The organism is Vibrio sabulosilitoris (assembly GCF_055391395.1).
In genome coordinates, this window is record NZ_AP029599.1 from 1,478,325 (window position 1) to 1,503,497 (window position 25,173).

Below are 25,173 nucleotides of genomic sequence, written 5' to 3' on the forward strand. Positions count from 1 at the left end.
TAACAATTATGCTAGAGAATATGATTCAAGACCAAGCGAGTGGTCTACGTCGCCTGACCCAGCCTTCACTGACTAAGGTTATTGCTGTCACCGGTGGAAAAGGTGGTGTGGGTAAATCAAATGTCAGCCTGGGCATGGCGATCTGTATGGCGCGCCAAGGCAAAAAGGTGATGGTACTGGATGCTGACCTTGGCTTGGCCAACGTTGATGTGATGCTCGGCCTTCGTCCTAAGCGCAACCTTGGCCACGTCCTTGCTGGCGAGTGTGACCTTAAAGATGCCATCGTCGAGGGACCTCATGGGATCAAGATCATCCCGGCCACCTCTGGTACGCAAAAGATGGCGGAGCTATCCCATGCTCAACATGCTGGACTTATCCGCGCATTCGGCAGCCTTGAAGATGAAATGGACGTGCTGATTGTTGATACCGCAGCGGGTATTTCAGACATGGTGGTAAGCTTCTCACGCGCCGCTCAAGACGTGGTTGTGGTGGTGTGTGATGAACCGACGTCGATCACCGATGCGTACGCGCTGATTAAGCTATTGAGCAAAGAGCACCAAGTACAGAGATTTAAAGTGGTGGCGAATATGGTGCGCAGTTATCGCGAAGGGCGAGAATTGTTTGCAAAGCTGACCCTGGTCACAGAGAGATTTCTTAATGTGAGTCTTGAACTAGTGGCATGCATTCCATTAGATGATAAAGTGCGACAAGCTGTTAAAAAACAAAGGATTGTTGTCGATGCATTTCCTCGTTCACCGGCGGCGTTAGCGCTTGGCACACTGGCGGGTAAAGCGTTAGGTTGGCCACTACCGAAAACACCAACCGGTCATCTGGAGTTTTTTGTAGAGCGCCTGTTGAACCGCTCGCAGATATCGGGAGAGCCGTTCTTTGAATAAAGCATTAACCTATGGTCACCTGGCTCATCAAAATAGCCAGAAGGTGTTCTTGGAGAAGTATTCTGCTTTGGTGAAACGGATCGCTCACCATTTGATTGGTCGCCTGCCACCGAGTGTACAGGTCGATGATTTGATTCAAGCAGGCATGATTGGTTTGCTTGAGGCTCAGAAAAATTATGATGGGAGTAAGGGCGCTAGCTTTGAAACCTATGCGGGAATTCGTATTCGCGGTGCGATGCTTGACGATATTCGTCGAGGTGACTGGGTACCTCGGTCAGTGCACCGCAACAGTCGCGAGATCACACAAGCGATAGCGACCCTAGAAGGACAGCTTAACCGCAACCCAACCGATATTGAGGTCGCGGAATTTCTCGAAATGTCGCTGGACCAATACCACGCTGCACTGACAGACATTAACTGTTCGAAAATCGTGGGTATTGATGATCTGGGTGTTTCTGATGATGTCATCAACACCGCTAATGATGATGATAACGTTCCTTTTCAAGGAGTTGCAGATGAATCTTTTCGCCAGGCGTTAATAGATTCGATAAAATCGCTACCGGAACGAGAAGCTTTGGTGCTTTCGTTGTATTACGACGAGGAGCTCAATCTAAAAGAAATTGGTGAGGTGATCGGCGTGAGTGAATCACGTGTGAGTCAAATCCTCAGCCAATCTATGCAGCGTTTACGTTCGAAACTTCGAGCGTGGACTGACAATGACGAATAAACACTGACGCTTGAATCAGTGGAGGCAATTTTGAATAAAAACATGAAGATCCTTATTGTTGATGATTTTTCAACAATGCGACGTATCGTAAAGAACCTGCTCCGAGACCTGGGTTTTAGTAACACCCAAGAAGCGGATGATGGTTTGACCGCGCTGCCAATGCTTAAGAAAGGCGATTTTGACTTTGTCGTGACCGACTGGAATATGCCGGGCATGCAAGGCATTGATCTGCTTAAGCATATTCGTTCTGATGCTGATCTTAAGCACCTGCCAGTGCTGATGATCACCGCAGAGGCGAAGCGTGAGCAGATCATTGAAGCCGCCCAAGCTGGGGTGAACGGTTACATTGTGAAGCCATTTACTGCACAGACGCTAAAAGAAAAACTCGACAAAATCTTCGAGCGCTTATAAGCGTTTGGCAATAGATAGTCGCAACAATCATTGAATCAACAATCTAGGCTAGGTCAATTTAGGATGATTTCATTACAACAAGCGCAGCAGCTGGTGGCATTACTGGAAAACCAGCAGCAGCAAGACGCCAATGCACTGCTGTTAGACATCTATCGGGCAAGTGAGAATGACATTCTAAATGAGATTGGATTACTGACCCGTGAATTGCATGACTCGTTAAAGCAGTTTACTCAAGACGAAAGGCTGGGAGAGATAGCCAACGACGAGATCCCAGATGCAAAGGATCGCTTAAAGTACGTGATTCAGAAAACGGAACTGGCGGCGAATACCACGATGGATGCGGTTGAGCGATGTCTACCAATGGCAGACTCACTGAATCAGCACCTAACGGAGGTCCGCCCTCAGTGGAATCGGCTAATGCATGGTCGTATCGAGTTGGCGGATTTCAAGAGCCTCTGTTACGACATTGACGCGTTGCTTACGCGCGTTGAAGGCGACAGCACAGAGGTTCGTGGTCAGTTAACCGAGATTCTGATGGCACAGGACTTTCAAGATCTAACCGGACAGACCATCCATCGGGTTATCAATCTGGTGAATGAAGTTGAGGGGCGCTTGGTGGACATCCTAACCGTCTTCAGTGCTTCAGAGGTAAAACCAGTCGAAAACAAACAACGAACAACGCTGGCTGCTGAGGGGCCTATTATTGATCCCGAGCAGCGAATGGATGCAGTTTCATCTCAAGACGAAGTCGATGACCTCCTCTCAAGTCTTGGGTTTTAGGGGTATTTTATGAGTTACGAATTAGATGAAGACATTCTACAGGACTTTTTAGTAGAAGCCGGCGAAATCCTTGAGCTACTCTCAGAGCAACTGGTTGAGCTCGAAAACAATCCCGACGACAACGATCTGCTCAATGCCATATTTCGTGGTTTCCACACGGTAAAAGGCGGGGCAGGCTTTCTGTCTCTGACTGAGCTTGTAGATACTTGTCACGGTGCAGAGAATGTCTTCGACATTTTGCGTAATGGTCAACGCACGCTAACTTCCAGCCTAATGGACACTATGCTCAGTGCTTTGGATACGGTGAACTTGCAGTTTGCCGCGGTGCAGTCTCAGCAACCGATGCCTATCGCTGAGCAGGCGCTACTCGACGAGTTGCATCGCCTGTCCACACCCGAAACACAAGACAGCGAGACTGCGTCATCAATTGCAGCAGTAGAGTTGCCACAGCCGGTAGTCACGCCGAGTATGAGTGATGTCGGTCCTGTGGATGAAATCACTCAAGATGAGTTTGATCGCCTACTGGACGAGTTGCATGGCAAAGGCAGTGCGCCTGGTCGTGACGCATCAGCAGTTAATGCCTCTCAAGGCGATCTATCAGCGAGTGAACGATCAGCCTCGACACCAACCGCTTGTCCGGAGGTCACGGGTGATATCACTGATGATGAGTTTGAGCGTTTGTTAGATGAACTGCACGGTGCCGGTAACGGACCATCTGCGGGAGAGGCCAGTGAGGAAACCACACCGCTCGTGTCGACAGAGGCAGTTGAACCATCGCCAATTCTGGCGGCAGCACAAGACGATGACCTAATGACTGACGAGGAGTTCGAAAAGCTTCTCGATGAACTGCATGGCACGGGCAAGGGCCCTTCGGTTGAAGAGCTAGAAATGGCGACCAAACCAGCAGCGGCTAACCTACAGCCATCATTGCCAAGCAGTCCGGCCAGCTTGCCAGCAGCGCCAGTTGTCGCCGCAAAAGAACCCACATCGGTGTCGGCTAAGGCTGAGCCACAGCTGAAGAAACCTCAGGCTGAGGCGACTGTGCGTGTCGATACCTCAACGCTTGACACCATCATGAATATGGTCGGAGAGCTGGTTTTGGTGCGCAATCGCTTGCTCAGTCTCGGTCTAAATAGTAACGATGAAGAGATGGCTAAAGCGGTCGCTAATCTTGATGTGGTGACAGCGGATCTTCAAGGCGCTGTGATGAAGACACGGATGCAGCCGATCAAGAAAGTCTTTGGTCGCTTCCCTCGCGTGGTACGCGATCTGGCGCGCAACCTCAACAAAGAAATCACCCTAGAGATGCGCGGTGAAGATACCGATCTCGATAAGAATTTGGTTGAAGCGCTGGCGGATCCATTGATCCACTTGGTGCGTAACTCGGTTGATCATGGCGTCGAAATGCCTGATGTACGTGAGGCGAATGGTAAGCCACGCGCGGGTAAGGTCATCTTATCGGCGGCGCAGGAAGGGGATCATATTGAGCTGGCGATCATCGATGATGGCGGCGGTATGGATCCGAATAAACTGCGCAGCATTGCCGTCAAACGTGGCATGATGGATGATGATGCCGCGTCGCGTTTGTCGGATAAAGAGTGTTTTAATCTGATCCTGATGCCAGGCTTCTCGAGTAAAGAGCAGATCTCAGATATCTCAGGACGTGGCGTGGGGATGGATGTGGTCAAGACCGCGATCAACACCCTCAATGGTTCCATCGATATCGACTCAGAGATGGGTAAGGGAACTCGCATTACTATCAAGGTGCCTCTGACCTTAGCGATACTACCGACTCTGATGGTTGGCGTAGGGGGGAACCCATTTGCTCTGCCACTCGCAAGCGTGAATGAGATCTTCCATCTCGATCTTAGTCGCACCAACGTGGTGGACGGCCAGCTGACGATTATTGTGCGTGATAAATCGATTCCATTGTTTTACTTACAAAACTGGCTTGCCCCACACGCCGGTCAAGTCGAGTTACGTAAGGGGCATGGTCACGTGGTGATCGTTCAGATTGGCAGCCAACGCGTCGGTTTTGTGGTCGACACTCTGATTGGTCAAGAAGAGGTGGTGATCAAGCCACTGGATAGACTTCTGCAGGGCACTCCGGGCATGGCTGGGGCGACGATCACCAGTGATGGTCATATCGCTTTGATTCTCGATGTACCCGATCTGCTCAAGCAGTACGCGGCTGCCTCACGTATTTAGCCTTTAGGTAAGATCAAAGGAATGCAATGGCAATAAAAGTATTAGTTGTTGATGATTCGAGCTTTTTCCGTCGTCGAGTCAGTGAGATCATCAACGCATCTCCGCGCTTGGAAGTCATTGATGTCGCCGTCAATGGGCAAGAGGCCGTCGAAAAGGCAGAGCAGCTCAAGCCCGACGTGATCACGATGGACATCGAGATGCCCGTGATGGATGGGATCACTGCGGTGAAAAAGATCATGGCAGCGACGCCAACGCCGATCTTGATGTTCTCTTCTCTTACCCATGAGGGAGCCAAGGCGACGTTGGATGCGCTTGATGCGGGGGCCGTGGATTTTTTACCCAAGAAGTTTGAAGACATCGCGCGTAATCGCGACGAGGCCGTAAGCCTGTTACAGCAGCGCGTGAGTTATATTGCTTCACGGCGCAGCTTTATGCGACGTCAAGTTACGACCGAAGTGCGAAACTCTTCTGTAGCTCCTGTGCTGCGAGAGAAGGCAGTCGCGACGCAACCGAGTGATCGAACACCTCACAGTGCGTCCTCGTCGGTGCGCAGTCGTTTTAAACGAACTGGAAAAGATTACCTATTGACCGCGATTGGTTGCTCTACGGGTGGCCCAGTCGCTCTGCAGACCATCTTGACGCGACTGCCTGCCAATTATCCACATCCTATTGTACTGGTTCAGCATATGCCGGGGACTTTTACTAATGCGTTCGCGTCTCGCCTCAATAGCCTGTGCAAGATTACCGTTAAAGAAGCACAGGATGGTGACGTCTTACGACCCGGTGTGGCCTATCTTGCCCCTGGTGGCAAGCAGATGATGCTGGATGGGCGCTCCAGTTCACCCCGCGTGCGGATCATCGATGGTGGTGAGCGAATGAATTATAAGCCGTGTGTCGACGTCACATTTGGCAGTGCATCTAAGGTGTTTGGCTCCAAAGTACTGTCTCTAGTACTAACGGGGATGGGGGCCGATGGCCGTGAAGGCTGCCGAATGCTCAAATCGGCTGGTGCGACTATCTGGGCGCAAGACGAAGAGAGCTGTGTTGTGTACGGCATGCCACAAGCAGTGACTAAGGTTGGGCTTTCGTCTGAGAGCCTACCGCTAGAGCGAATCGCCGAACGAATACTGGTCGAACTAGGAATGGCGCAGAGTTAAGATGAAGATCTGGAGCGTAGCAAATCAAAAGGGTGGCGTAGGGAAAACCACGACAACCATTACTTTAGCTGGCTTACTCGCCAAGCAAGGTAAGCGTGTATTGTTGGTGGATACCGACCCACATGCCTCACTGAGTTCTTATTTGGGGATCGACAGTGATGAACTCGATTCAAGCCTTTTTGACTTGTTTCAATTGAAAACACTCAGCGAAGTGACCGTAAAACCCTTGGTTCATTCGACACCCGTTGACGGCATTGATCTTATTCCAGCCCATATGTCACTGGCTACCCTTGACCGCGTTATGGGTAATCGCAGCGGTATGGGGCTGATCCTGAAAAAAAGCCTGATTACCCTGCGTGAATACTATGATCACGTGATCATCGATTGCCCTCCAATCCTTGGCGTTATGATGGTCAATGCGTTGGCGGCCAGCGATCGTATCTTGATACCAGTGCAAACTGAGTTTCTTGCGATGAAGGGGCTGGAGCGAATGATGCGTACCCTGAAGATAATGCAAAAATCGCGCAGCAAAGGCTTTGCCGTCACTATCGTGCCAACCATGTACGACAAACGCACCAAGGCATCATTACAGACATTGACCCAGCTAAAAAAAGATTACCCTGAGCAGGTGTGGAATTCGGCGATACCCATCGACACTAAATTCCGTGACGCCAGCTTAAAGCACCTTCCGGTATCCCACTTTGCACCTGGGAGTCGAGGCGTATTTGCCTATAAACAGTTACTGCTGCATCTTGAGAGGTTAATGTTTGATGAGTAACCAACCCAGTCTATCGGGTGAACAGGCGCTGGACGATTACTTTACGGCACTGCTTGATGACAGTGAAATGGAAGTGGGCGAAGATAATACCAGCTTGATTGACACTGTAGCCCAGCTCGATAACCTTGCTCCAGAGCCAGAGCCAGAGCCAGAGCCAGAGCCAGAGCCAGAGCCAGAGCCAGAGCCAGAGCCAGAGCCAGAGCCAGAGCCAGAGCCAGAATATCTAGCTAACTCAGATTCTTTAAGTTGGCTGGAGGATGAGCCTGGGTTAGCGGGCTCGGACCTAGGCGACGTTGAGAAACTGCTTGCCCAGCTCGAGCTGCAAAATCAAATGGTTGATCATCACTTTGAGCCGATGGCCGAAGAGGTTAGGCAAAAGACGTATCCAGCGCAGGCACTAACCCCGGCAGAGGCAGAATCAGTATCGTTCGCGCAACAGCCAGAGGTTGAGCTCTCGGTTCAATCGGTTTCGCCAGTTGAGACCGCGCAGCAGGTATCTGTTTGGCAGAGCACCAAGCGATCGCAGGTGTTTCAGGTGCTGTATTTTGATGTCAATGGTATGACGTTTGCGGTTCCCCTCGACGAGCTTGGTGGAATCCACAAAATGGGCGACTTAACCCATCTGGTTGGTCGACCGGAATGGTATTTAGGTTTGAATACCACCCGTGAGAATCAGTACGATGTGGTGGATACCGCTCGCTGGGTGATGGCCGATAAGCTCGTCGATGATCACTATAAATCAGATTACCAGTATATCGTCATGTTGGGGCAGAGCGCTTGGGGGCTGGCAAGTAGCGCGCTTAAAGGCACTGAAGCACTCAATCCGGACATGATAAATTGGCGTGAGACTGCGGGTAAACGCCCTTGGCTTGCGGGAATGGTTAGAGAAAAAATGTGTGCATTGGTTCATGTTGAAGAACTGATCAAGATGCTTGATGCTGGATTGGATGTCCAGGCCGTCATTCGTTAGACAGCACAACACGCTTTTAGTAGAGGATTAAGGTATGTCTCAATTAAATGAAATTGAAGTAAGAAAAGAGCAAGCCAACGATGAAGTGCTGCAATGGGTGACCTTTCAGCTTGAGGAAGAAACCTACGGCATCAATGTTATGCAGGTCCGTGAGGTACTGCGTTACACTGAGATCGCCCCAGTCCCGGGTGCGCCGAGCTATGTGTTGGGTATTATTAACCTACGCGGGAATGTCGTGACCGTGATAGATACACGCTCACGTTTTGGCCTTGCTGGTGGTGAGGTAACGGATAACACGCGTATCATCGTTATTGAATCAGAGCGTCAAGTGATTGGTATCTTGGTTGACAGTGTCGCTGAGGTTGTATATCTGCGCTCATCTGAAATCGATACCACACCAAGTGTTGGTGCCGATGAGAGCTCGAAGTTTATTCAAGGTGTGAGTAACCGTGAAGGTAAACTTTTGATCTTGGTTGACCTAAATAAGCTACTTTCAGATGAAGAATGGGATGAGATGGCTTACCTGTAAGCTTGGTTGACTAGCGAATATGAATAAGATCGCCCAATGAATAGTGCTTTGTTTACTACCCCGATGATAATCGGGTCGATTGCTTTTGTGTGCCTGCTGTTTGTTGTGGTGCGGATAGCATTTGCCAGCCGTAAGCACTTTGAGCAGCTTAGTACTCAGAACCGAAAGCTGGATAGAGAGCTCGATAAAACCTCGAAGCAGTTGCTCGAGGTGCGCTCAGTAGTTGTTGGGCTTGGCCAGCGAGTGACTGAGCAGCAAGATATTATTCAGCACCTGCACGAACGTGTATTGGAACTTGAGCAAGCTGATACCGATGGGCGCTTGTACACCCGTGCGACTAAAATGGTTCAGCTCGGGGCCGAGCTCGATGAGTTGATTCATGAGTGTGAGCTGCCCAAAGCAGAGGCTGAACTGATGATGTCACTGCAGAAAAAACTCGCTGGCCAAGAGTCGGTTCCACCTCTGGAGAGCTTACCAGAACAGCGTCGCGGGCATGGGCAACACAAACTCAAACGAACGTAATCGATTTGTAACAAAAATGAGTTGATTAGATTGTATTTTTGAGTGGGTATCTTTTGTATCAACATGTTAAGGGGGCTTGGGCCCCCTTTCGTTTTTTTACATTTCTAGAGGTCACGCCGTAGATATCAGCGCCTCCTGTGCTAATATGGTTGTTCATAAATTGTAAATTGAAAACGGATGTTAGAAGTCAATCAACTGACGGCCCTTCGAGGAGAACGAGTGCTCTTTGCAGACCTTTCTTTTTCTATCCAACAGGGAGAGTTGGTGCAGATAGAAGGCCGCAATGGCACTGGAAAGACAACTTTGCTGCGGATTATTGCTGGTCTCGGTGACAAGGAATCGGGCGTGGTCAGTTGGAATCAGCTCCCTATTACCGATGATCGTGAAGCGTATCATCGAGATCTGCTGTACCTTGGTCACCAAACAGGGATCAAACGTGAGCTGACAGCCTTTGAGAATCTCTTCTTTTATCACTCAGTCCATTCAAGTAACTCAATCAGTCGTGAAGCTCTCTACCGAGCCCTTGCTCAGGTCGGTTTGGCTGGGCGTGAAGACATTCCAGTGGCCAAACTCTCAGCAGGTCAACAGCGTCGGGTTGCTTTGGCTCGGTTATGGTTGAGTGACAAAACGCTATGGATCTTAGATGAGCCACTGACTGCGATCGATAAACAAGGTGTAAAGGTCTTAGAAGCCCTATTTCTTCGCCATATGCAAGCGGGCGGTATAGTGTTATTAACGACCCATCAAGATATGTTTAGCGATGATCAACCGATGCGCAAAATAACGTTGGGAGCGGTATAGTGAGCACGATTTTTATTTTGGTCATCAAGCGCGAGCTGCTTAGAGCCTTGCGCCGACAAGCCGACCTGTTCAATCCGTTGTGGTTCTTTATTTTAGTTATCACCCTTTTTCCCCTCAGTATCGGTCCTGAGCCCAATTTGCTGGCACGCATCTCACCGGGCATCATCTGGGTGGCAGCTTTACTGGCGGCCTTACTTTCACTTGAGCGTCTGTTTCGTGATGATTTCCAAGATGGTGCGTTGGAGCAGCTGATGTTATTACCGATACCGCTAAGCCTTACCGTGATTGCAAAAGTCGTCGCACATTGGTTATTAACGGGCCTGCCATTGTTAGTCATAAGCCCGCTGTTGGGTATTCTCTTATCCCTCGATTTTAATACTTGGCTTGCCGTGGCATGTACTTTGCTCATCGGCACGCCAATACTGAGCTTTATTGGGGCGATCGGCGTCGCCTTGACCGTTGGATTGCAAAAAGGCGGTGTGTTGCTAAGTCTGGTGGTACTGCCGCTGTATATACCAATTTTGATCTTTGCCACTTCGGCAATTGAATCGGCATCCATGGGTGCTACGTATAATGGCCAGTTAGCCATCTTAATGGCCATGTTAGTTGCTGCAGTGACGGCGACGCCTTTTGCAATCAGTGCGTCGTTGCGCGTGAGCGTAAACTAATTGATTAACCAAAAAACTCTTTGATAACGATGGGAGTAGCATTTGCAGGACTTCCATTGCACAAAGGACAGTGAGAGTGAGATATACCAATGTGGAAATGGCTTCATCCCTATTCAAAGCCTGAGATGACGTACCAGTTGTGCGGCAGACTGCTTCCGTGGTTTGCACTGGGGACCTTGTTTTCGTTGTCCGTTGGTACAATCTGGGGGCTTGCGTTCGCACCAGCCGACTATCAGCAGGGTGACAGCTTTCGTATTATCTACATCCATGTGCCAGCCGCCATTTGGTCGATGGGTGTCTACATGTCAATGGCGATAGCAGCTTTTATCGGTCTTGTATGGCAACTCAAATTATCCAGCCTTGCAGCTTCAGCAATGGCCCCTATCGGTGCAGTCTATACTTTTATTGCGCTGGTAACCGGAGCGGTCTGGGGTAAACCTATGTGGGGGGCATGGTGGGTGTGGGATGCAAGGTTAACCTCAGAGCTGATATTGCTGTTTCTGTATCTTGGTGTTATCGCTCTTTACCATGCCTTTGACGATCAAAAAACGGCAGCAAAGGCGGCGGGGATCTTGGCGATTGTTGGTGTGATCAATCTGCCCATTATTCATTTTTCAGTGGAGTGGTGGAACACCCTCCATCAAGGTGCCACGATCACTAAGTTTGCAAAGCCGTCGATTTCCAACGACATGTTGTGGCCTCTGCTGCTCAACCTGCTCGGCTTTGCACTGTTTTTTGCCACAGTGACCATGATTCGCTTGCGTAATGAGATTATTGAGAGAGAAAGTCACCGCCCTTGGGTATTGGCTTTAGCAACGAAAGCATTGGACAGTAAAACGTTGGCAGTGAAAAAGTAAGGGAGAAACTATGCATTTTGAATCTTTAGGTGACTTTCTTGCTATGGGTGGTTATAGCGGCTACGTGTGGAGTGCGTTTGGCATCACCTTTGGCGCCTTAGCTGCTTTGTTGTTGCTCAGTGTGCGTCGAGGCCAGCAGCTTTTGAGAAATGTGAATCGTAAAATTGAGCGTCAAGCGCGCATTGATGCTGCCAAAGACCTAGAAAACACGCTTTAAGTTAGGAGAACAAATCGTGAATCCAAGACGTAAAAAACGATTAGGGGTGATCTCTGCCATTTTTGTTGGGGCGTTGCTCACGGTAGGGCTAGTGATCTATGCGTTGAATCAAAATATGGACCTTTTCTATACTCCGACGGAACTGGTTAATGGCAAGTCTGGCGTTAAACCCGAAGTTGGGCAGCGCCTTCGTATTGGTGGCATGGTCGTAGAAGGCTCGGTGTCACGCGATCCAAGCTCACTGCGCGTCTCATTTGACTTGCACGATATCGGACCGAAGGTCACGGTTCTCTACAATGGCATTCTTCCCGACTTGTTCCGAGAAGGGCAGGGTATTGTCGCTCAAGGCGTGTTGGTTGATCCAACCACCATAGAGGCATTTGAGGTACTAGCGAAGCACGATGAAGAGTATATGCCGCCAGAGATTGCCGATGCTATGCAGAAAACGCATCAGCCGCTGCAATATAGCCAAGAGCAGACGCAAGGAAATTTGTGATGATAGTCGAAGTTGGACATGTTGCACTGATCATCTCGTTAGGACTGGCCCTTCTATTAAGTGCCTTGCCGGTCCTCGGTGCATCTCGCAACAATACGCTGTTGATGAACAGTGCGCGCCCTCTGTCTTGGGGGATGTTTGTAATGCTGTTCATCTCATTTATTGTCTTGTGCTGGGCCTTCTATACCAATGATTTTACCGTCGAGTATGTGGCCAACAATTCTAATAGTAAGCTGCCATGGTTTTATCGCATCACTGCGGTGTGGGGAGCACACGAAGGCTCACTGCTATTGTGGGTGCTGATCCAGGCCATCTGGACAGTGGCCGTCGCCTCATTCAGCCGTGGTATGCCGCAAGAATCGGTGGCGCGCGTGCTGGGTGTGATGGGTATGATCACCGTTGGCTTTTTACTGTTTATCATCTTCACCTCCAACCCGTTTGACCGCACATTACCTTATTTCCCGGTCGATGGGCGAGATTTAAATCCCCTCTTGCAGGACCCGGGCTTAATCGTTCACCCACCCATGCTTTACATGGGCTATGTTGGCTTCTCTGTCGCGTTTGCGTTTGCTATCGCTTCATTGATGTCCGGGCGCTTAGATACCGCCTGGGCTCGCTGGTCGCGTCCTTGGACGACCGCCGCCTGGTTGTTTTTGACCGTCGGGATAGCGCTAGGCTCATGGTGGGCCTATTACGAACTGGGCTGGGGGGGCTGGTGGTTCTGGGATCCCGTCGAGAACGCGTCGTTTATGCCTTGGCTGGCAGGCACCGCTCTAATGCATTCGTTGGCCGTGACCGAAAAGCGAGGCACGTTTAAGGCTTGGACGGTACTTCTCGCCATTATGGCCTTCTCGCTGAGCTTACTGGGCACCTTTTTGGTCCGTTCGGGTATTTTGGTTTCGGTGCACGCCTTTGCCTCAGATCCTTCACGAGGGATGTTTATCCTAGGTTTCTTGGTGGTGGTGATTGGGGGGTCGTTACTGCTGTTTGCGCTAAAAGGGGCCTCAGTGCGTGCGCGTGGCAACTTTGACCTGATTTCACGTGAAAATGCCTTGCTCGCGAACAACGTGATTTTGATGGCGGCGCTGGTTGTGGTCCTTGTTGGCACCCTGCTTCCGCTGGTGCACAAGCAAATCGGCTTGGGGTCGGTCTCGATTGGTGCCCCTTTCTTTGACATGCTCTTCGCTTGGCTGATGATCCCATTCGCCTTTATCCTCGGCATTGGTCCGTTGCTGCGCTGGAAGCGAGATAGCTTGAGTAAGCTGTTCAAGCCCATGTTGACATCGGGTGTGGCAGCGATTGTTGTCGGTGCACTGTGCGTGGTGTTATTTGCCGACTTCTTCAGCACCATGGCGTATATTGGCTGGATTATGGCGCTGTGGATCACCTTTATGCATGGTTATGAGCTTCACCAGCGCGCCACTCACCGTCATACGTTCTGGGCAGGCGTGCAAAAACTGCAGCGCAGTCACTGGGCGATGATGTTGGGGCACATTGGGCTTGCGGTGAGTGTCATTGGGATTGCGATGGTGCAAAACTACAGTATCGAGCGAGATGTGCGCTTGGCGCCGGGAGAGCATTATCAAATCAAGGGTTACGACTTCCACTTTAAGCGCTTAAGAGATAACGATGGCCCCAATTATGATGGCTATATTGCTGATTTTGACATCAAGCGTGACGGTAAACTCATCAATACCTTGTACGCAGAAAAGCGCTTTTACACTACTCAACGCTCAATGATGACTGAAGCGGCCATCGATCGCGGTGTGACGCGCGATCTCTACGTTGCAATGGGTGAGCGTTTAGATGACAACGTTTCGTGGGCGGTCCGCCTTTACTACAAACCGTTTGTGCGTTGGATTTGGGCTGGCGCGCTGATGATGGCGATTGGCGGTATGGTGGCGATCAGTGATCGGCGCTATCGTTTTCGCAGCAAGCAGCCCGCCAAAGCCGGCAGCAAGCAGCGAACGCAGGAGGCATAACTATGAGTAAAAAGGTTCTTTATGTCCCTCTAGTCGCGTTTCTGCTACTCGTCGGGGTGTTCTTTATTCAACTGATTAAAAACGCCGGTGGTGATGACCCCACAAAGCTGGAGTCTGTGTTAGTTGGCCAAGCGGTTCCTGAGTTTCGCCTCGAAGATCTCGAGCAAGCCGGGATGCAGCACGACAGGGAGATTTTTGTAGGTCAGCCGTTGTTGCTTAACGTTTGGGCTACCTGGTGTCCGACTTGTTATGCCGAGCATACTTTCCTCAATCAACTTGCCGAACAAGGCGTTAAGATAGTCGGTCTTAACTATAAAGACGATCGCACTAAGGCGATTGGCTGGCTGCGCGACCTTGGCAATCCGTACCTTATCAGCCTGTTTGATGGCCGAGGCATGCTAGGGCTTGACCTTGGCGTGTATGGTGCGCCCGAGACCTTCTTGATCGATGCCGAGGGCATCATCCGTTATCGACATGTCGGCGATGTGAATGCTCGCAATTGGCAAGATAAGCTCGGCCCCATGTATCAGCAAATGTTAGTGGAGAGTGAGTTATGATCAGCCGATCCCTATTGACCTTGATGGCGACCTTGCTGCTCTCTTTCTCTGTGGCGGCATCGATTCAGGTCTACGAGTTTGATGACCCCAAACAAGAGCAGCAGTTTAAGGAGCTTGGCCACACGCTAAGGTGCCCTAAGTGTCAAAACAACACCATCAGTGACTCGAATGCTGAGCTAGCGCAGGATCTGCGTCAGAAGGTGTATGAAATGACCAAAGAGGGTAAGTCAAAGCAGGAGATCGTCGATTATATGGTGGCGCGCTACGGCAATTTTGTTACCTATAATCCGCCACTAACCCCCGCCACTGCAATCTTGTGGCTTGGTCCGTTAGCGGTGATTATTTTTGGTATGACGATGATAGTTTATCGCAGTCGGAGAAAGCTGGCGTCAAAGAGTTCCGAAAAGGGGTGGGATGATAAGCGAGAAGCACGCTTACAGGCTCTTTTGGATGACAAGGATCACGGAGAAAAATCATGACGTTATTTTGGATCGCCTCCGCGATTCTATTGGTATTTGCCGGTTTGCTTGTGGTACTGCCAATCATCAATCGTAAGCAAAACCAAGACCAAGCGCTGCGTGATCAACTCAACAAAGCCTTCTATAAAGATCGCCTGGCGGAATTAAGCGAAGAGAGTGATGAGGGTCTGGTCGAGGATCAAAAGGAGCTGATTGCGGATCTCAAGCAGTCACTCCTAGATGATATACCTGAGCAAGATCGAGTCGCGACTAAAAGGGAGATCAACCCCTGGTTGGTATTTGGTCCATCTTTAGCGTTCCTGCTGGTGGTCACTATCGTAATGTACAACCAGTTTGGCGCCGCAAGCGAGGTGAAGAACTGGCAAGGTGTGGCTGCGAACTTACCTGAGCTATCCAAAAAACTCATGGCACCCGAGGGAGCATCACTGACTGAGCCGGAAATGGATGATCTGACTCTCGCCCTGAGAACCCGTTTGCATTTCCAGCCTGAAGATTCAACCGGATGGTTGTTGCTCGGACGAATTGGATTGGCCAACCGAGATATAGATACCGCCATTGGCGCGATGAAACGGGCCTATCGCCTTGAGTCCGATAATGAAGATATTCAACTGGGTTATGCGCAAGCCTTGATGCTTTCACAAGACCCACTCGACCAGCAGCAAGCGCGTGGTCTACTAGCAAACTTAATGCAACAAGACTTTGTTGACTTGCGCGTGGTGTCACTGCTCGCCTTTGACGCTTTCGAGCAACAAGACTTTTCCGGTGCCATTCGCTATTGGACGATGATGCAACAGATGATCGGTGCCCAAGACCCACGCTATGAGATGCTTGAGCGCAGTATCGAAAGCGCCAAGCTCCAGATGGGGGAGAACGTGGCACCGGGCCGCACCGTGGCGGTGACGATTTCTATTGCTGATCAAGTACCCATCGAGCCCAACGCTCAACTGATCGTATCGGTACATCCGGCTGACGGCTCACCAATGCCGGTCGCTGCCGCTCGTTACCCACTCGGTGCCTTTCCCCGTACCGTGGTGCTGGATGATGGTAATAGTATGATCGAAGGGCGTAAATTGACCGATCTACAGCAACTGATTGTGCGCGTACGGATCGATCACGATGGTAATGTAGGGACTCGAGAAGGGGATTGGTTTGGTGAAAGCGATGTCATGACGTTTGGCGAGCCCGTTGGCGTGGAGATAAACCGTCAATACTAGATAAGCTCATTTGATTAGGGAAGTTCACTTGACTCAACTCGGCAGATTTGGCCATCGCCTATACTTATGTATTGGTTTCACGTCGCTGACAACACCGTATTGGTATCATGGCAAGGCATTCAGGGAGACGATATGACAATCAGACACTCCTCATTGTTCTCTGCCCAGCTTATAGGCTTCTTTTTTTTCGGCCTTGCTGGCTGCGCGTCGGCGCCGGAGCAGGACGGCAGCATAGCAGTGAATGATCCTCTCGAAGGGATTAACCGGGTTATGTGGGATTTCAATTATGATTATTTGGACCCGTACTTTGTCAGACCCGTTTCCCTCGCGTATGTCAATTACACCCCAAGACCAGTGCGTAGCGGCATCGGCAATTTCCTATCGAACCTTGATGAGCCATCGAGCATGGTTAATAACTTGATCATGGGTAACGGCGATAAGGCGGTCACGCATTTTACCCGTTTTTTCATCAACACAACGGTGGGGCTAGGAGGCATCATTGATATCGCCAGTGCCGCGGAGATCACGGCTTATGAAGATAAGACCTTTGGCGATGCCGTCGGACACTATGGGGTCGGAAATGGGCCATATGTGATGGTTCCTGGTTACGGGCCTTGGACCGCAAGAGAAACCTTTGAGCTCGTCGATAGTACTTACGTACCGCTTGCTTATCTCAATTTTTGGGCCGGACTTGGTAAATGGGCACTGGAAGGGATGGAGACACGGGCTCAATTAGTTCAGCAAGAGGCCTTGATTGAGCGTTCACCAGACCCTTATGCCTTTACTCGCGATGCGTACCTGCAGCGACGTGACTTTACTGCGGAAATTGAGCGTACAGACCAAGACGAGTTTGATGAGGATGAGTTTGACGACTTGCTGGATGAATTTTAAGGGCAGAGGCGAGATCGCGTCGCTGCGAGAGACGAGAGTCGAGGGGGCGTGTTTGGAAAGTCCTCGTTTCCCCCACGACTCATGCGTTTTTGTTTGTTAACGCTTAAAATCTATAATTCGCTTGGATGCCGGCTAGCCAGACGTGGCCGGTGATTTGGCCGGTGAAGCTACCGCCGAACCACTCTGCAAGGTCATCTGATGGGTAACCGCGTGACTCCGTCACATCCGCATCTTTCGCTTTGATATAAGTGATACCGCCGTCTAAGGTCCACTGTTTGGACCATTGATAGCTGCCGCCAAGGCTTAGCCATAAGCGGTCGGTTTCTGGGATGGTGATGGTGCGGTTTTTGTCGGAGACGGCTGACGTGTCATAGGCGACACCAGAGCGCAGTGTTACCTTTGAGCTTGCTTGGTAGGTCGTACCGAGGGCAAAGCGATAGTTGTCGCGCCAGTTTTCTACCTTAACCATCGACGGTGTGTCGCGGTCGTCTAGATTGGCTTCGAGTTTGTCAAATGCGCTCCAGTTGGTCCAGTTGACACTCGCGTGCATCGCCCAGTGTTCGCTGAGTTGATGGAAGCTCGCCAATTCAAAAGTGGCAGGAAGGGGTAAGTCCATGGTTCCTTTTTTCTTACTACCGGCAGGTGCAAGGAATCCAATGCCTTCTGCGTGCCCCTCAAGTGTTAGGTCAACCTCAGATTTGTAAGCCATACCGATTCGGTGCGTCTGGCTGATCTGCCAAGTGGCGCCTGCTTGCCAGCCCCAATCAGTGGTATCACCTTCCATATATTTAAGCGTTGTTCCACCAATCAAACTATGGTCAGGGGCGGTTGCGCCAAAGTGACCCTCGGCAAGAATATAACGAAGACCGGCCCCAAAGCTAAACTTGGAATTTAGTTGATAAGCGATGTTTGCGTTAAGTTCCATTGTCGTGATGGAGGCTCGATCACCAAAATGTGATGCAGCGAAATCGCTTCCGAGATCAGCTTCCATACCATAATTTGTCCCGGCAGCAAAGCCAACAAACCATAGATCGTTAAGCTGATGGCTAAGATAAAAGTTAGGGATTATAGCACTATCAGCAAAGTCTTTTGCTTGAGCGCGGTGGGTCTGGCCAAGTAACTTAGTGGTCACCTCACCATCAACACTTATATTCGGGTCAACATAAATTGCCCCAAACGAAACCTGAGTGCCTGTAAGCTGAGTCAGAAGCGCAGGATTACGCCATTGCGCACTGGCATTGTCGGCAATCGCCGCCTCTCCCGCATAAGCGCGACCAAGCCCCGTTGCCGAATACTCGGCTAGCTGGAAGCCAGCAGCGTGCGCGTTACCTGCGATCAGTGTATAGGTAAAAGGAAGTGAAAGAGCTAAAAGTGTCCGTGTATATTTCATTATTTGTTCGCTGAAGTGCGTTTATTGTGGCACGGAATGGTAAGGGCACAAGCGAAGAGAGAACACTTATTTTCTTTCAAAGTGTAACATTTAGTGATTTATGCTGACTGTGTTTAATTAAGTAGTGTATATATCTAGTCGGTCTGAGTTATATCAGAGTATTGGGCGTACAGATGTAGTATGGAAGAGCCGACTGGTGTGACGCGTGTACGCTGAAAAAACTCAGGGGCGAGAGGCGAGAGGCGAGAGGCGAGAGGCGAGAAATTTTTGCAGCCGTGGCCGCCGCTGTCAAGTATTGCCCCCCTCGAGCAAAGCGTACTCGCAGGGCAAAGCCCGGTCTCGACTCTCGAATCTAAAAAAACCCGCACGAAGCGGGTTTTTTTATTAACGAACGATTCTAACAGATTAGAAGTTCGGTTTGGTCATCGCAGCACCGGCTTGGTTACGAGCAACCTGGCTACCTGCGCCTTTTTGCTGATAACGCTCAGTGCGTAGTGGGGCAGCAACCACTTCGATCTCTTTGATCTCTTGTGGACCAGCGGCTTTTGCCATTGCAGCTTGTGCGTGACCTTTCAGGGCTGCCTTTGTCTGCTTGGCAGCAGCTGGGGCGGCCTTGACGGCGTCTTGTTTCGCTGCAGTTGGCTTCACAGGCGCTGTTTTTGTTTCTTGCACTGGTGCAGGCTTAGCTGCTTGTGGCTTAGAAACAATCACTGGATTCACTACTGCTGGCACGATCAAACGCTTTGTTGCTTCAACGACTGGGGTCTCAACAACAGCTGTGTTCTTAACCACTGGAGTTTCAACCGCTTGTTTCTTCGCTGCCTTTGGCGCTTTTGTCTTAGCTGCAGGCGCGCGGTAAACAATCACTTTACCCATCGACATCTCAGGGCAAGCTACACCGCCAATAGGAGCCACCGCTTGGTTACCCTTGCGTGACTTCTTAGCACCTGGCTTAGGCAAGTCGTATTTCGGCATCACTTTACCCATCGCCATCTCTGGAGAGGCAACACCACCTGCACGCAGACGGAATGGATTAGGACGACGATCGCGACCGCGACGGCGGCGCTGACCACTCGCACGTAGGTGGCGTGGAGAGCGGCGGTTACGACGGCCTTTCTTCTCACCATTTTGTGCGTTGTCATCGCTTGCAGCGGTTTCTGCAGCTGATTGAGACTTGGCTTTTTCAGGCTTACGTGCTGCTTTTACTTCCGCAACTTCGCTCGCTTTCTCGACTGGCTGAGCTTGCTGCTCGGCTTGATCTTTAACGCGAATGCTCTTGTTCAGCTTGCGACGTTGACGACGCTCCTTGATGCGATTCGCTTTTTCTTCTTTACGTGGTGATTCTGGCTTATCGGTTTGCGCATCAGCAGCAATTTGTAGGCCTTGCTCTTCCACTTTAGAAGGCTTGTTTGACTCATCACGCTTGTTACGACGATCTTGTCGTGGCTTGCGAGACGGTTTCTTCTCTGCGCCTTTTGCCTGTGCATCTTGCTGCTCAGGTTTCTCATCGCGCGTTGGTCTACGCTTATTCTTATCGCGGTTGTCACGATTATCGCGGCTATCACGATCACGGTTATCGCGGTTATTACGACGACGTTGGTCGTTGCGATTACCACGGCGCTGACGGTTGTTTGAGCGTGGCTTCTCTTCTACGACATCTTTCTTCTCTGGCTCTTTCTCTTCAGATGAACCAAATAGGAAGCTAGTAATCGCTTTGAAGAAGCGCGATAGGCCTGAGCCTTGGCTCTCTTTCGCAGCAACCGCTGGTTTGCTTGGCGCAGCAGGAGCAGGAGCCACTGGCGCTGGAGCCACCTTTTCAGGAGCAGCAAAGCCTTTTAGTACCGGCTCTTCAACCTTCTTAACTTTAGTTTCGCTCTCGCCCGCATCGCGTGCTTCAGCTTCTTTCATTGCCTCAAGCTTTTTCGGCACGAGGTAAGAAAGGATGTTTTGCTCTTCACCATCGCGAACACGGATAACCTCAAAGTGTGGGGTCTCCATATCTGAGTTTGGTACGATGGTGATCTTAACTTCTTGGTTGCGTTCGATGTGATTAACAGAGCGGCGTTTCTCGTTAAGCAGATATGAGGCAATCGACACCGGTACCACAGCCAGAACTTGTGAGGTGTTGTCTTTAAGCGCTTCTTCTTCAATCAAACGCAGGACTGACAGTGCCAGTGACTCGTTGTCACGCACTACGCCGGTGCCGCTACAGCGCGGACAGATGTGGTGGCTGGCCTCAGCCAATGAAGGGCTTAGGCGCTGACGTGACATCTCAAGCAGACCAAAGCGTGAGATACGACCAATCTGAACACGAGCGCGATCAAGGCGCACAGCATCACGCAGGCGGTTCTCAACCTCGCGCTGGTGACGGACAGGGGTCATATCGATAAAGTCGATAACCACCAAGCCACCAAGGTCGCGTAGACGTAACTGGCGAGCAATCTCATCGGCTGCTTCAAGGTTGGTGTTGAGTGCGGTTTCTTCGATATCACCGCCTTTCGTCGCGCGTGCTGAGTTGATATCGATCGAGGTTAGAGCTTCAGTCGGGTCGATAACAATTGAGCCGCCAGAAGGTAGGCGAACTTCACGTTGGAACGCAGACTCGATTTGGCTTTCGATTTGATAGTGGCTAAATAGCGGTACTTCACCGTCGTACTTCTTAACACGGTTAATGAAGTCAGGGCGAACCAGACGAATGTGCTCAACCGCACGCTCGTAGATAGTGTTGCTGTCGATCAGGATCTCACCGATATCGCGGCGCAAGTAGTCACGGATTGCACGAACAATCACGTTACTCTCTTGGTGGATCAAAAACGGTGCAGCGTTTGAATCAGAAGCTTGCTTGATTGCGCCCCAGTGATTAAGCAGAACGTTTAGGTCCCACTCAAGCTCTTCTGCGCTCTTACCAACACCGGCGGTACGAACGATAAGGCCCATACCTTGTGGCAGTTCAAGTGTGCTCAGTGCTGCTTTCAGTTGGGTACGCTCATCGCCTTCGATGCGGCGAGAAATACCACCGGCACGAGGGTTGTTTGGCATTAGGACTAGGTAGCTACCGGCGAGTGAGACGAAGGTGGTTAGGGCTGCGCCTTTGTTACCACGTTCTTCTTTTTCGACCTGAACAATGACTTCCTGACCTTCTTTCAGGACTTCTTTGATGCTAGGGCGACCTTGGTAGCTATAGCCTTCTGGGAAGTATTCGCGAGCAATTTCTTTTAGTGGGAGGAAACCGTGTCGCTCAGCGCCATAATCAACAAAAGCAGCTTCAAGACTTGGTTCAATTCGGGTGATGCGGCCTTTATAAATATTGGCTTTCTTGGATTCGTGTCCAGGACTTTCAATATCAAGGTCGAACAGTTTTTGGCCGTCGACCAGCGCAACGCGCAACTCTTCTTTTTGAGTTGCGTTAATTAACATTCTTTTCATTTAAACAATCTCGTTATCTTTTTCATTTTGTTGCTTGCTGCTTGCCCATTCGCGGCGTCAGATCCCGTGGTTACATAGTTGCAGCCTCCCGGCTGGAGGGATGCTCGTGGACGCTTCAGTTATCACCGGCCGCACAGTAGGCTGACGGGTGACCCACAATAGTGTGGAGATACTCAACACGAATGTTCCCGAGTAGAACAGCAAGCTTATCTTTGCTCAAGATTGTCTTACGCCCGATGCGGCAATCCGAGACAAAGTGTCTACTCTTTGGTTTTGCTTCTCTCATATCGCTGGGTAACTTCATTCTCTGACGAGGACTACGAATTAACCGTAAGTCGGATCGAGTCAGGAGGAGTGAAGGTCAGGATGTACTAGCTAAAGTACTGATGAGTTAGTGCAAAGGTAGTCGTAAAATGACTTCTGCACCAGTTGCAGAACTGAACTATAGCAGTGACAACAAAAGTCAGCAATCTGCTTTGTTATAAACAGGCGAAAATAGCGCAAAATAATTCAATCACTGTGACCCCAAGCCCCATTCTGTCGATGATTGGTGGTTTTACCAGCGATAGGTGTGCAGAGATTATCCACATCCATTGCTTGAACAACAATCTCGACCAAATCGAACCGATTTGAAACGATTAACAGGATAAATAATGTGAATTAGACCGGTTTTGGATGGTAAACTGCCGCTAATCGTGTTTACGAACTTCCCTTGAGCAAATCTAAATGAATGAAATTAGAACGAAAGTCCAACTTATCGACATCGATGAGGATATGGCAGGTCAGAGAATTGATAACTTTCTGCGCAATCAGCTTAAAAATTTGCCAAAGAGCATGGTGTATCGAATTGTGCGCAAGGGAGAAGTGCGTGTAAACAAAAAGCGCATCAAAGCCGAATATAAGTTGCAAGCGGGCGATGTCGTGCGTATCCCGCCAGTGACCTTGCCGGTGACAGAAGAAACCCAAGCCCCAAGCACCAAGTTAAATAAAGTCGCTGAGCTTGAGCACAACATCATCTTTGAGGATGAACATATGCTGATCCTCAATAAGCCATCGGGCACCGCCGTTCATGGTGGCAGTGGCCTAAAGTTTGGCGCGATTGAGGCGCTGCGTGCGCTAAGACCCGAGGCGCGTTTTCTCGAGTTGGTGCACCGTATTGACCGAGATACCTCTGGCATCTTATTGGTGGCAAAAAAGCGCTCGGCACTGCGTCACCTTCAGGCACAGTTTCGCGAAAAAACCGTGAAGAAATTCTACTTTGCGTTGGTAATGGGTAACTGGAAGCCAAGCTGCAAGGTAGTGACGGCGCCTTTGCTCAAAAATGAGGTCAACAGTATTGTTCGCGTTAATCCAAACGGTAAACCATCGGAGACGCGGTTTAAAATTCTTGAGCAGTTTGAACACGCAACCTTATTGCAAGCCAGCCCAATCACGGGCCGTACCCACCAGATCCGCGTGCACACTCAGTATACCGGCCACCCTATTGCATGGGATGACCGCTACGGGGACCGCCGCTTTGATGCGTACACCGGTAAAGTGGGCTTGGACCGCCTGTTCTTGCATGCGGCCAATATTCGCTTTATCCACCCTAAAACCGAGCAGTGGATGGAGATAGACGCACCAATGGAGGCCAAGCTGGAGCGCGTGCTGACCGGGCTGCGTGCAAAATAACGGCGTACAAAATAGCTGTGTGCAAACTAACGGGCACTATTGCTTTAGAGCACTATTGTTTTAGAGCACTATGCGCTTAAAGTACGTTGATTCCCTGATTGGCAAGCATATCAGTCAAGGTAATCAGTGGCAGGCCCACTAGCGTGTTGGGATCTTTGCCCTCCAAGCGCTCAAACAAGCTGATGCCAAGTCCTTCACTTTTAAAACTGCCGGCGCAATTGAGTGGCTGCTCTTTATCAACATAGCGCTCGATCTGCACTTGGGTGAGCGTACGAAAATGAACATGGAATGGCTCGACAGTCGTTTGGGCCTCGCCCGTCACACTATTAATAAGGCTAAGCCCAGTGTAAAAGGTGATCACCTGGCCACTTTGTTCGCTCAGTTGCTCTATGGCTCGCTCACGGGTATGCGGCTTACCAATGATTTGCCCATTGATCACGCACACCTGATCGGAGCCAATGATAAGACGCGGTTGTGTTTCATCACCGATGCACGACCGCGCTTTTTGCTCAGCAAGGCGGGTGACTAACTGCTGTGGCGTCTCATTGTCGAGAGGGGTTTCGTCGCAATCGGGCTGAGCGGTGACAAAAGGCAACTCGAGCTTGGCGAGCAGAGATTGACGAAATGGCGAAGTCGATGCTAAAACAATTTGGTAATGTGTCATTTTTTAATCACTTGCTGTCAAAAGTGTGAGTTGGGTAGACACAATATCGATGATAGAATTGTAACGCTAGCCAAAGGCAAAAAAACTCCAACTTTTTTGCCTTTTCCTTTGACTAATTTTTAATTGGAAGATAATATTCGCGCCCTATGCAAAAGGTAAAAATACCGCGAACGGTTGATCCCCAAAAAACCGCGCAAAAACGACTCGATTTCGATGGCATCATCCAAGTCAGTCTTTTTAAGCGATTAGAGGAGTCAGTCGAAGGCGTAAAACGCGACGCACAAGTCAACGTGTCATTTGGGCATGATGAACAACGACTGGTTGTTATCTCTGGTAAAGCTAACATCGAAGTCGACCTTGAGTGTCAACGCTGTAATGAGGTTTTCACACATTTGTGTGAAGTCCAATTCACTTATACTCCCTACTATAGTGAGAAAAGTGAAGAGGAAGCACCGGAAGAGTACGATTTGGTAGATCTGAACGAGTACGGTGAGTTAGACCTGATTCAGTTAGTTGAAGACGAGTTCATCCTAGCATTGCCTCAAATAGCCATGCATGACGAAGCGGATTGTAGCGTTAACTCAAACAACCTGGTTTTTGGTGAGATTCCAGAAGAAATTGTGGAAGACAAACCGAATCCATTCGATGTTTTAAAAAGTCTAAAGAAGTAATTCTCTAGACATTAGCACAGGAGTAGGGTCAATGGCCGTACAGAAAAACCGTAAAACTCGTTCTAAGCGTGGTATGCGTCGTTCACACGATGCGCTAACTACAGCTGCTCTATCTGTAGACGCGACTTCAGGTGAAACTCACCTACGTCACAATGTAACTGCTGAAGGTTACTACCGTGGCAAAAAGGTTATCAACAAGTAAGGTTGACCT

At 50.0% G+C, this 25,173-nt stretch carries 26 protein-coding genes; 23 read left to right on the top strand and 3 right to left on the bottom strand.

Going from position 1 to position 25,173, the window contains the following annotated elements:
• Positions 1-8: 8 nt before the first annotated feature.
• The 20 genes from ACZ5R2_RS07075 to ACZ5R2_RS07170 all read left to right on the top strand — a co-directional run bounded on the left by ACZ5R2_RS07075 (position 9) and on the right by ACZ5R2_RS07170 (position 17,140).
• Positions 9-896, top strand: a complete 888-nt coding sequence (locus ACZ5R2_RS07075) for a MinD/ParA family protein (protein WP_464901600.1) — start codon at positions 9-11, stop codon at positions 894-896.
• Positions 889-1,623, top strand: coding sequence for an RNA polymerase sigma factor FliA (locus ACZ5R2_RS07080; RefSeq protein ID WP_464901601.1), 735 nt, complete (start codon positions 889-891; stop codon positions 1,621-1,623). The genes ACZ5R2_RS07075 and ACZ5R2_RS07080 overlap by 8 nt, the downstream gene beginning before the upstream one ends.
• A gap of 42 nt (positions 1,624-1,665) precedes the next feature.
• The gene (gene cheY / locus ACZ5R2_RS07085) at positions 1,666-2,034 is read left to right on the top strand and encodes a chemotaxis response regulator CheY (RefSeq protein WP_438460787.1); all 369 of its coding nucleotides are present in this window, start codon (positions 1,666-1,668) and stop codon (positions 2,032-2,034) included.
• Positions 2,035-2,097: 63 nt separating this feature from the next.
• On the top strand, positions 2,098-2,814 hold the full coding sequence (locus tag ACZ5R2_RS07090) for a protein phosphatase CheZ (RefSeq protein WP_464901602.1): 717 nt from the start codon (positions 2,098-2,100) through the stop codon (positions 2,812-2,814).
• A gap of 9 nt (positions 2,815-2,823) precedes the next feature.
• Positions 2,824-5,022 (top strand): chemotaxis protein CheA, encoded by a 2,199-nt coding sequence (locus tag ACZ5R2_RS07095; RefSeq protein ID WP_464901603.1) that lies wholly within the window; start codon positions 2,824-2,826, stop codon positions 5,020-5,022.
• 26 nt (positions 5,023-5,048) lie between these two features.
• Complete coding sequence (locus ACZ5R2_RS07100; RefSeq protein ID WP_464901604.1) at positions 5,049-6,179, top strand: protein-glutamate methylesterase/protein-glutamine glutaminase; 1,131 nt, start codon at positions 5,049-5,051, stop codon at positions 6,177-6,179.
• A gap of 1 nt (position 6,180) precedes the next feature.
• A complete protein-coding gene (locus ACZ5R2_RS07105) occupies positions 6,181-6,957 on the top strand; it encodes a ParA family protein (RefSeq protein ID WP_464901605.1) in 777 nt (258 codons plus the stop codon).
• Positions 6,950-7,927: a chemotaxis protein CheW gene (locus ACZ5R2_RS07110; protein ID WP_464901606.1), complete on the top strand. Its 978-nt coding sequence runs from the start codon at positions 6,950-6,952 to the stop codon at positions 7,925-7,927. The genes ACZ5R2_RS07105 and ACZ5R2_RS07110 overlap by 8 nt, the downstream gene beginning before the upstream one ends.
• Before the next feature lie 34 nt (positions 7,928-7,961).
• Entirely contained in the window at positions 7,962-8,456 is a 495-nt protein-coding gene (locus tag ACZ5R2_RS07115; protein WP_438460690.1) for a chemotaxis protein CheW, read from the top strand.
• Positions 8,457-8,492: 36 nt separating this feature from the next.
• On the top strand, positions 8,493-8,978 hold the full coding sequence (locus ACZ5R2_RS07120) for a DUF2802 domain-containing protein (RefSeq protein ID WP_464901607.1): 486 nt from the start codon (positions 8,493-8,495) through the stop codon (positions 8,976-8,978).
• Positions 8,979-9,155: 177 nt separating this feature from the next.
• The gene (ccmA, locus tag ACZ5R2_RS07125; protein WP_464901608.1) at positions 9,156-9,779 is read left to right on the top strand and encodes a cytochrome c biogenesis heme-transporting ATPase CcmA; all 624 of its coding nucleotides are present in this window, start codon (positions 9,156-9,158) and stop codon (positions 9,777-9,779) included.
• Positions 9,779-10,447 (top strand): heme exporter protein CcmB, encoded by a 669-nt coding sequence (gene ccmB, locus ACZ5R2_RS07130; RefSeq protein WP_464901609.1) that lies wholly within the window; start codon positions 9,779-9,781, stop codon positions 10,445-10,447. Before ccmA ends, ccmB begins: the two co-directional genes overlap by 1 nt.
• An 89-nt stretch (positions 10,448-10,536) precedes the next feature.
• The gene (locus ACZ5R2_RS07135; protein ID WP_464901610.1) at positions 10,537-11,304 is read left to right on the top strand and encodes a heme ABC transporter permease; all 768 of its coding nucleotides are present in this window, start codon (positions 10,537-10,539) and stop codon (positions 11,302-11,304) included.
• Between the two features lie 10 nt (positions 11,305-11,314).
• A complete protein-coding gene (gene ccmD, locus ACZ5R2_RS07140; RefSeq protein ID WP_464901611.1) occupies positions 11,315-11,521 on the top strand; it encodes a heme exporter protein CcmD in 207 nt (68 codons plus the stop codon).
• A gap of 16 nt (positions 11,522-11,537) precedes the next feature.
• Complete coding sequence (gene ccmE, locus ACZ5R2_RS07145) at positions 11,538-12,017, top strand: cytochrome c maturation protein CcmE (protein ID WP_464901612.1); 480 nt, start codon at positions 11,538-11,540, stop codon at positions 12,015-12,017.
• The gene (locus ACZ5R2_RS07150) at positions 12,017-13,999 is read left to right on the top strand and encodes a heme lyase CcmF/NrfE family subunit (RefSeq protein ID WP_464901613.1); all 1,983 of its coding nucleotides are present in this window, start codon (positions 12,017-12,019) and stop codon (positions 13,997-13,999) included. The genes ccmE and ACZ5R2_RS07150 overlap by 1 nt, the downstream gene beginning before the upstream one ends.
• Positions 14,000-14,001: 2 nt before the next feature.
• On the top strand, positions 14,002-14,556 hold the full coding sequence (locus ACZ5R2_RS07155) for a DsbE family thiol:disulfide interchange protein (protein ID WP_464901614.1): 555 nt from the start codon (positions 14,002-14,004) through the stop codon (positions 14,554-14,556).
• Positions 14,556-15,035 (top strand): cytochrome c-type biogenesis protein, encoded by a 480-nt coding sequence (locus ACZ5R2_RS07160; protein WP_464902329.1) that lies wholly within the window; start codon positions 14,556-14,558, stop codon positions 15,033-15,035. Before ACZ5R2_RS07155 ends, ACZ5R2_RS07160 begins: the two co-directional genes overlap by 1 nt.
• The gene (gene ccmI / locus ACZ5R2_RS07165; protein ID WP_464901615.1) at positions 15,032-16,249 is read left to right on the top strand and encodes a c-type cytochrome biogenesis protein CcmI; all 1,218 of its coding nucleotides are present in this window, start codon (positions 15,032-15,034) and stop codon (positions 16,247-16,249) included. The genes ACZ5R2_RS07160 and ccmI overlap by 4 nt, the downstream gene beginning before the upstream one ends.
• 132 nt (positions 16,250-16,381) lie before the next feature.
• A complete protein-coding gene (locus tag ACZ5R2_RS07170) occupies positions 16,382-17,140 on the top strand; it encodes an MlaA family lipoprotein (protein ID WP_464901616.1) in 759 nt (252 codons plus the stop codon).
• 103 nt (positions 17,141-17,243) lie between these two features.
• Here the strand turns inward: ACZ5R2_RS07170 and ACZ5R2_RS07175 are convergent, their stop codons facing one another.
• Both ACZ5R2_RS07175 and rne read right to left on the bottom strand, forming a co-directional pair.
• Positions 17,244-18,530 (bottom strand): outer membrane protein transport protein, encoded by a 1,287-nt coding sequence (locus tag ACZ5R2_RS07175; protein WP_464901617.1) that lies wholly within the window; start codon positions 18,528-18,530, stop codon positions 17,244-17,246.
• A gap of 405 nt (positions 18,531-18,935) precedes the next feature.
• Positions 18,936-21,956 (bottom strand): ribonuclease E, encoded by a 3,021-nt coding sequence (gene rne / locus ACZ5R2_RS07180; RefSeq protein ID WP_464901618.1) that lies wholly within the window; start codon positions 21,954-21,956, stop codon positions 18,936-18,938.
• A 726-nt stretch (positions 21,957-22,682) separates the two neighbouring features.
• Between rne and rluC the strand changes: the two genes are divergently transcribed.
• On the top strand, positions 22,683-23,627 hold the full coding sequence (gene rluC / locus ACZ5R2_RS07185) for a 23S rRNA pseudouridine(955/2504/2580) synthase RluC (protein WP_464901619.1): 945 nt from the start codon (positions 22,683-22,685) through the stop codon (positions 23,625-23,627).
• 76 nt (positions 23,628-23,703) lie between these two features.
• On the opposite strand, the gene ACZ5R2_RS07190 is transcribed toward rluC, so the two are convergent.
• A complete protein-coding gene (locus ACZ5R2_RS07190; RefSeq protein ID WP_464901620.1) occupies positions 23,704-24,291 on the bottom strand; it encodes a Maf family protein in 588 nt (195 codons plus the stop codon).
• A gap of 146 nt (positions 24,292-24,437) precedes the next feature.
• On the opposite strand from ACZ5R2_RS07190, the gene yceD reads away from it, so the two are divergent.
• Together yceD and rpmF are read left to right on the top strand one after the other, a co-directional pair.
• Positions 24,438-24,962, top strand: coding sequence for a 23S rRNA accumulation protein YceD (gene yceD / locus ACZ5R2_RS07195; RefSeq protein WP_464901621.1), 525 nt, complete (start codon positions 24,438-24,440; stop codon positions 24,960-24,962).
• Between the two features lie 31 nt (positions 24,963-24,993).
• The gene (gene rpmF, locus ACZ5R2_RS07200) at positions 24,994-25,164 is read left to right on the top strand and encodes a 50S ribosomal protein L32 (protein WP_014232495.1); all 171 of its coding nucleotides are present in this window, start codon (positions 24,994-24,996) and stop codon (positions 25,162-25,164) included.
• Positions 25,165-25,173: the final 9 nt, after the last annotated feature.

What these genes read in the sequence shown, in the direction of transcription:
- ACZ5R2_RS07075 (WP_464901600.1), top strand. Translation starts at nt 9, where the DNA reads ATGCTAGAGAATATGATTCAAGACCAAGCGAGTGGTCTACGTCGCCTG.
- cheY (WP_438460787.1), top strand. Translation starts at nt 1,666, where the DNA reads ATGAAGATCCTTATTGTTGATGATTTTTCAACAATGCGACGTATCGTA.
- ACZ5R2_RS07090 (WP_464901602.1), top strand. Translation starts at nt 2,098, where the DNA reads ATGATTTCATTACAACAAGCGCAGCAGCTGGTGGCATTACTGGAAAAC.
- ACZ5R2_RS07095 (WP_464901603.1), top strand. Translation starts at nt 2,824, where the DNA reads ATGAGTTACGAATTAGATGAAGACATTCTACAGGACTTTTTAGTAGAA.
- ACZ5R2_RS07100 (WP_464901604.1), top strand. Translation starts at nt 5,049, where the DNA reads ATGGCAATAAAAGTATTAGTTGTTGATGATTCGAGCTTTTTCCGTCGT.
- ACZ5R2_RS07105 (WP_464901605.1), top strand. Translation starts at nt 6,181, where the DNA reads ATGAAGATCTGGAGCGTAGCAAATCAAAAGGGTGGCGTAGGGAAAACC.
- ACZ5R2_RS07110 (WP_464901606.1), top strand. Translation starts at nt 6,950, where the DNA reads ATGAGTAACCAACCCAGTCTATCGGGTGAACAGGCGCTGGACGATTAC.
- ACZ5R2_RS07115 (WP_438460690.1), top strand. Translation starts at nt 7,962, where the DNA reads ATGTCTCAATTAAATGAAATTGAAGTAAGAAAAGAGCAAGCCAACGAT.
- ACZ5R2_RS07120 (WP_464901607.1), top strand. Translation starts at nt 8,493, where the DNA reads ATGAATAGTGCTTTGTTTACTACCCCGATGATAATCGGGTCGATTGCT.
- ccmA (WP_464901608.1), top strand. Translation starts at nt 9,156, where the DNA reads ATGTTAGAAGTCAATCAACTGACGGCCCTTCGAGGAGAACGAGTGCTC.
- ACZ5R2_RS07135 (WP_464901610.1), top strand. Translation starts at nt 10,537, where the DNA reads ATGTGGAAATGGCTTCATCCCTATTCAAAGCCTGAGATGACGTACCAG.
- ccmD (WP_464901611.1), top strand. Translation starts at nt 11,315, where the DNA reads ATGCATTTTGAATCTTTAGGTGACTTTCTTGCTATGGGTGGTTATAGC.
- ACZ5R2_RS07150 (WP_464901613.1), top strand. Translation starts at nt 12,017, where the DNA reads ATGATAGTCGAAGTTGGACATGTTGCACTGATCATCTCGTTAGGACTG.
- ACZ5R2_RS07155 (WP_464901614.1), top strand. Translation starts at nt 14,002, where the DNA reads ATGAGTAAAAAGGTTCTTTATGTCCCTCTAGTCGCGTTTCTGCTACTC.
- ccmI (WP_464901615.1), top strand. Translation starts at nt 15,032, where the DNA reads ATGACGTTATTTTGGATCGCCTCCGCGATTCTATTGGTATTTGCCGGT.
- ACZ5R2_RS07170 (WP_464901616.1), top strand. Translation starts at nt 16,382, where the DNA reads ATGACAATCAGACACTCCTCATTGTTCTCTGCCCAGCTTATAGGCTTC.
- ACZ5R2_RS07175 (WP_464901617.1), bottom strand. Translation starts at nt 18,530, where the DNA reads ATGAAATATACACGGACACTTTTAGCTCTTTCACTTCCTTTTACCTAT.
- rne (WP_464901618.1), bottom strand. Translation starts at nt 21,956, where the DNA reads ATGAAAAGAATGTTAATTAACGCAACTCAAAAAGAAGAGTTGCGCGTT.
- rluC (WP_464901619.1), top strand. Translation starts at nt 22,683, where the DNA reads ATGAATGAAATTAGAACGAAAGTCCAACTTATCGACATCGATGAGGAT.
- ACZ5R2_RS07190 (WP_464901620.1), bottom strand. Translation starts at nt 24,291, where the DNA reads ATGACACATTACCAAATTGTTTTAGCATCGACTTCGCCATTTCGTCAA.
- yceD (WP_464901621.1), top strand. Translation starts at nt 24,438, where the DNA reads ATGCAAAAGGTAAAAATACCGCGAACGGTTGATCCCCAAAAAACCGCG.
- rpmF (WP_014232495.1), top strand. Translation starts at nt 24,994, where the DNA reads ATGGCCGTACAGAAAAACCGTAAAACTCGTTCTAAGCGTGGTATGCGT.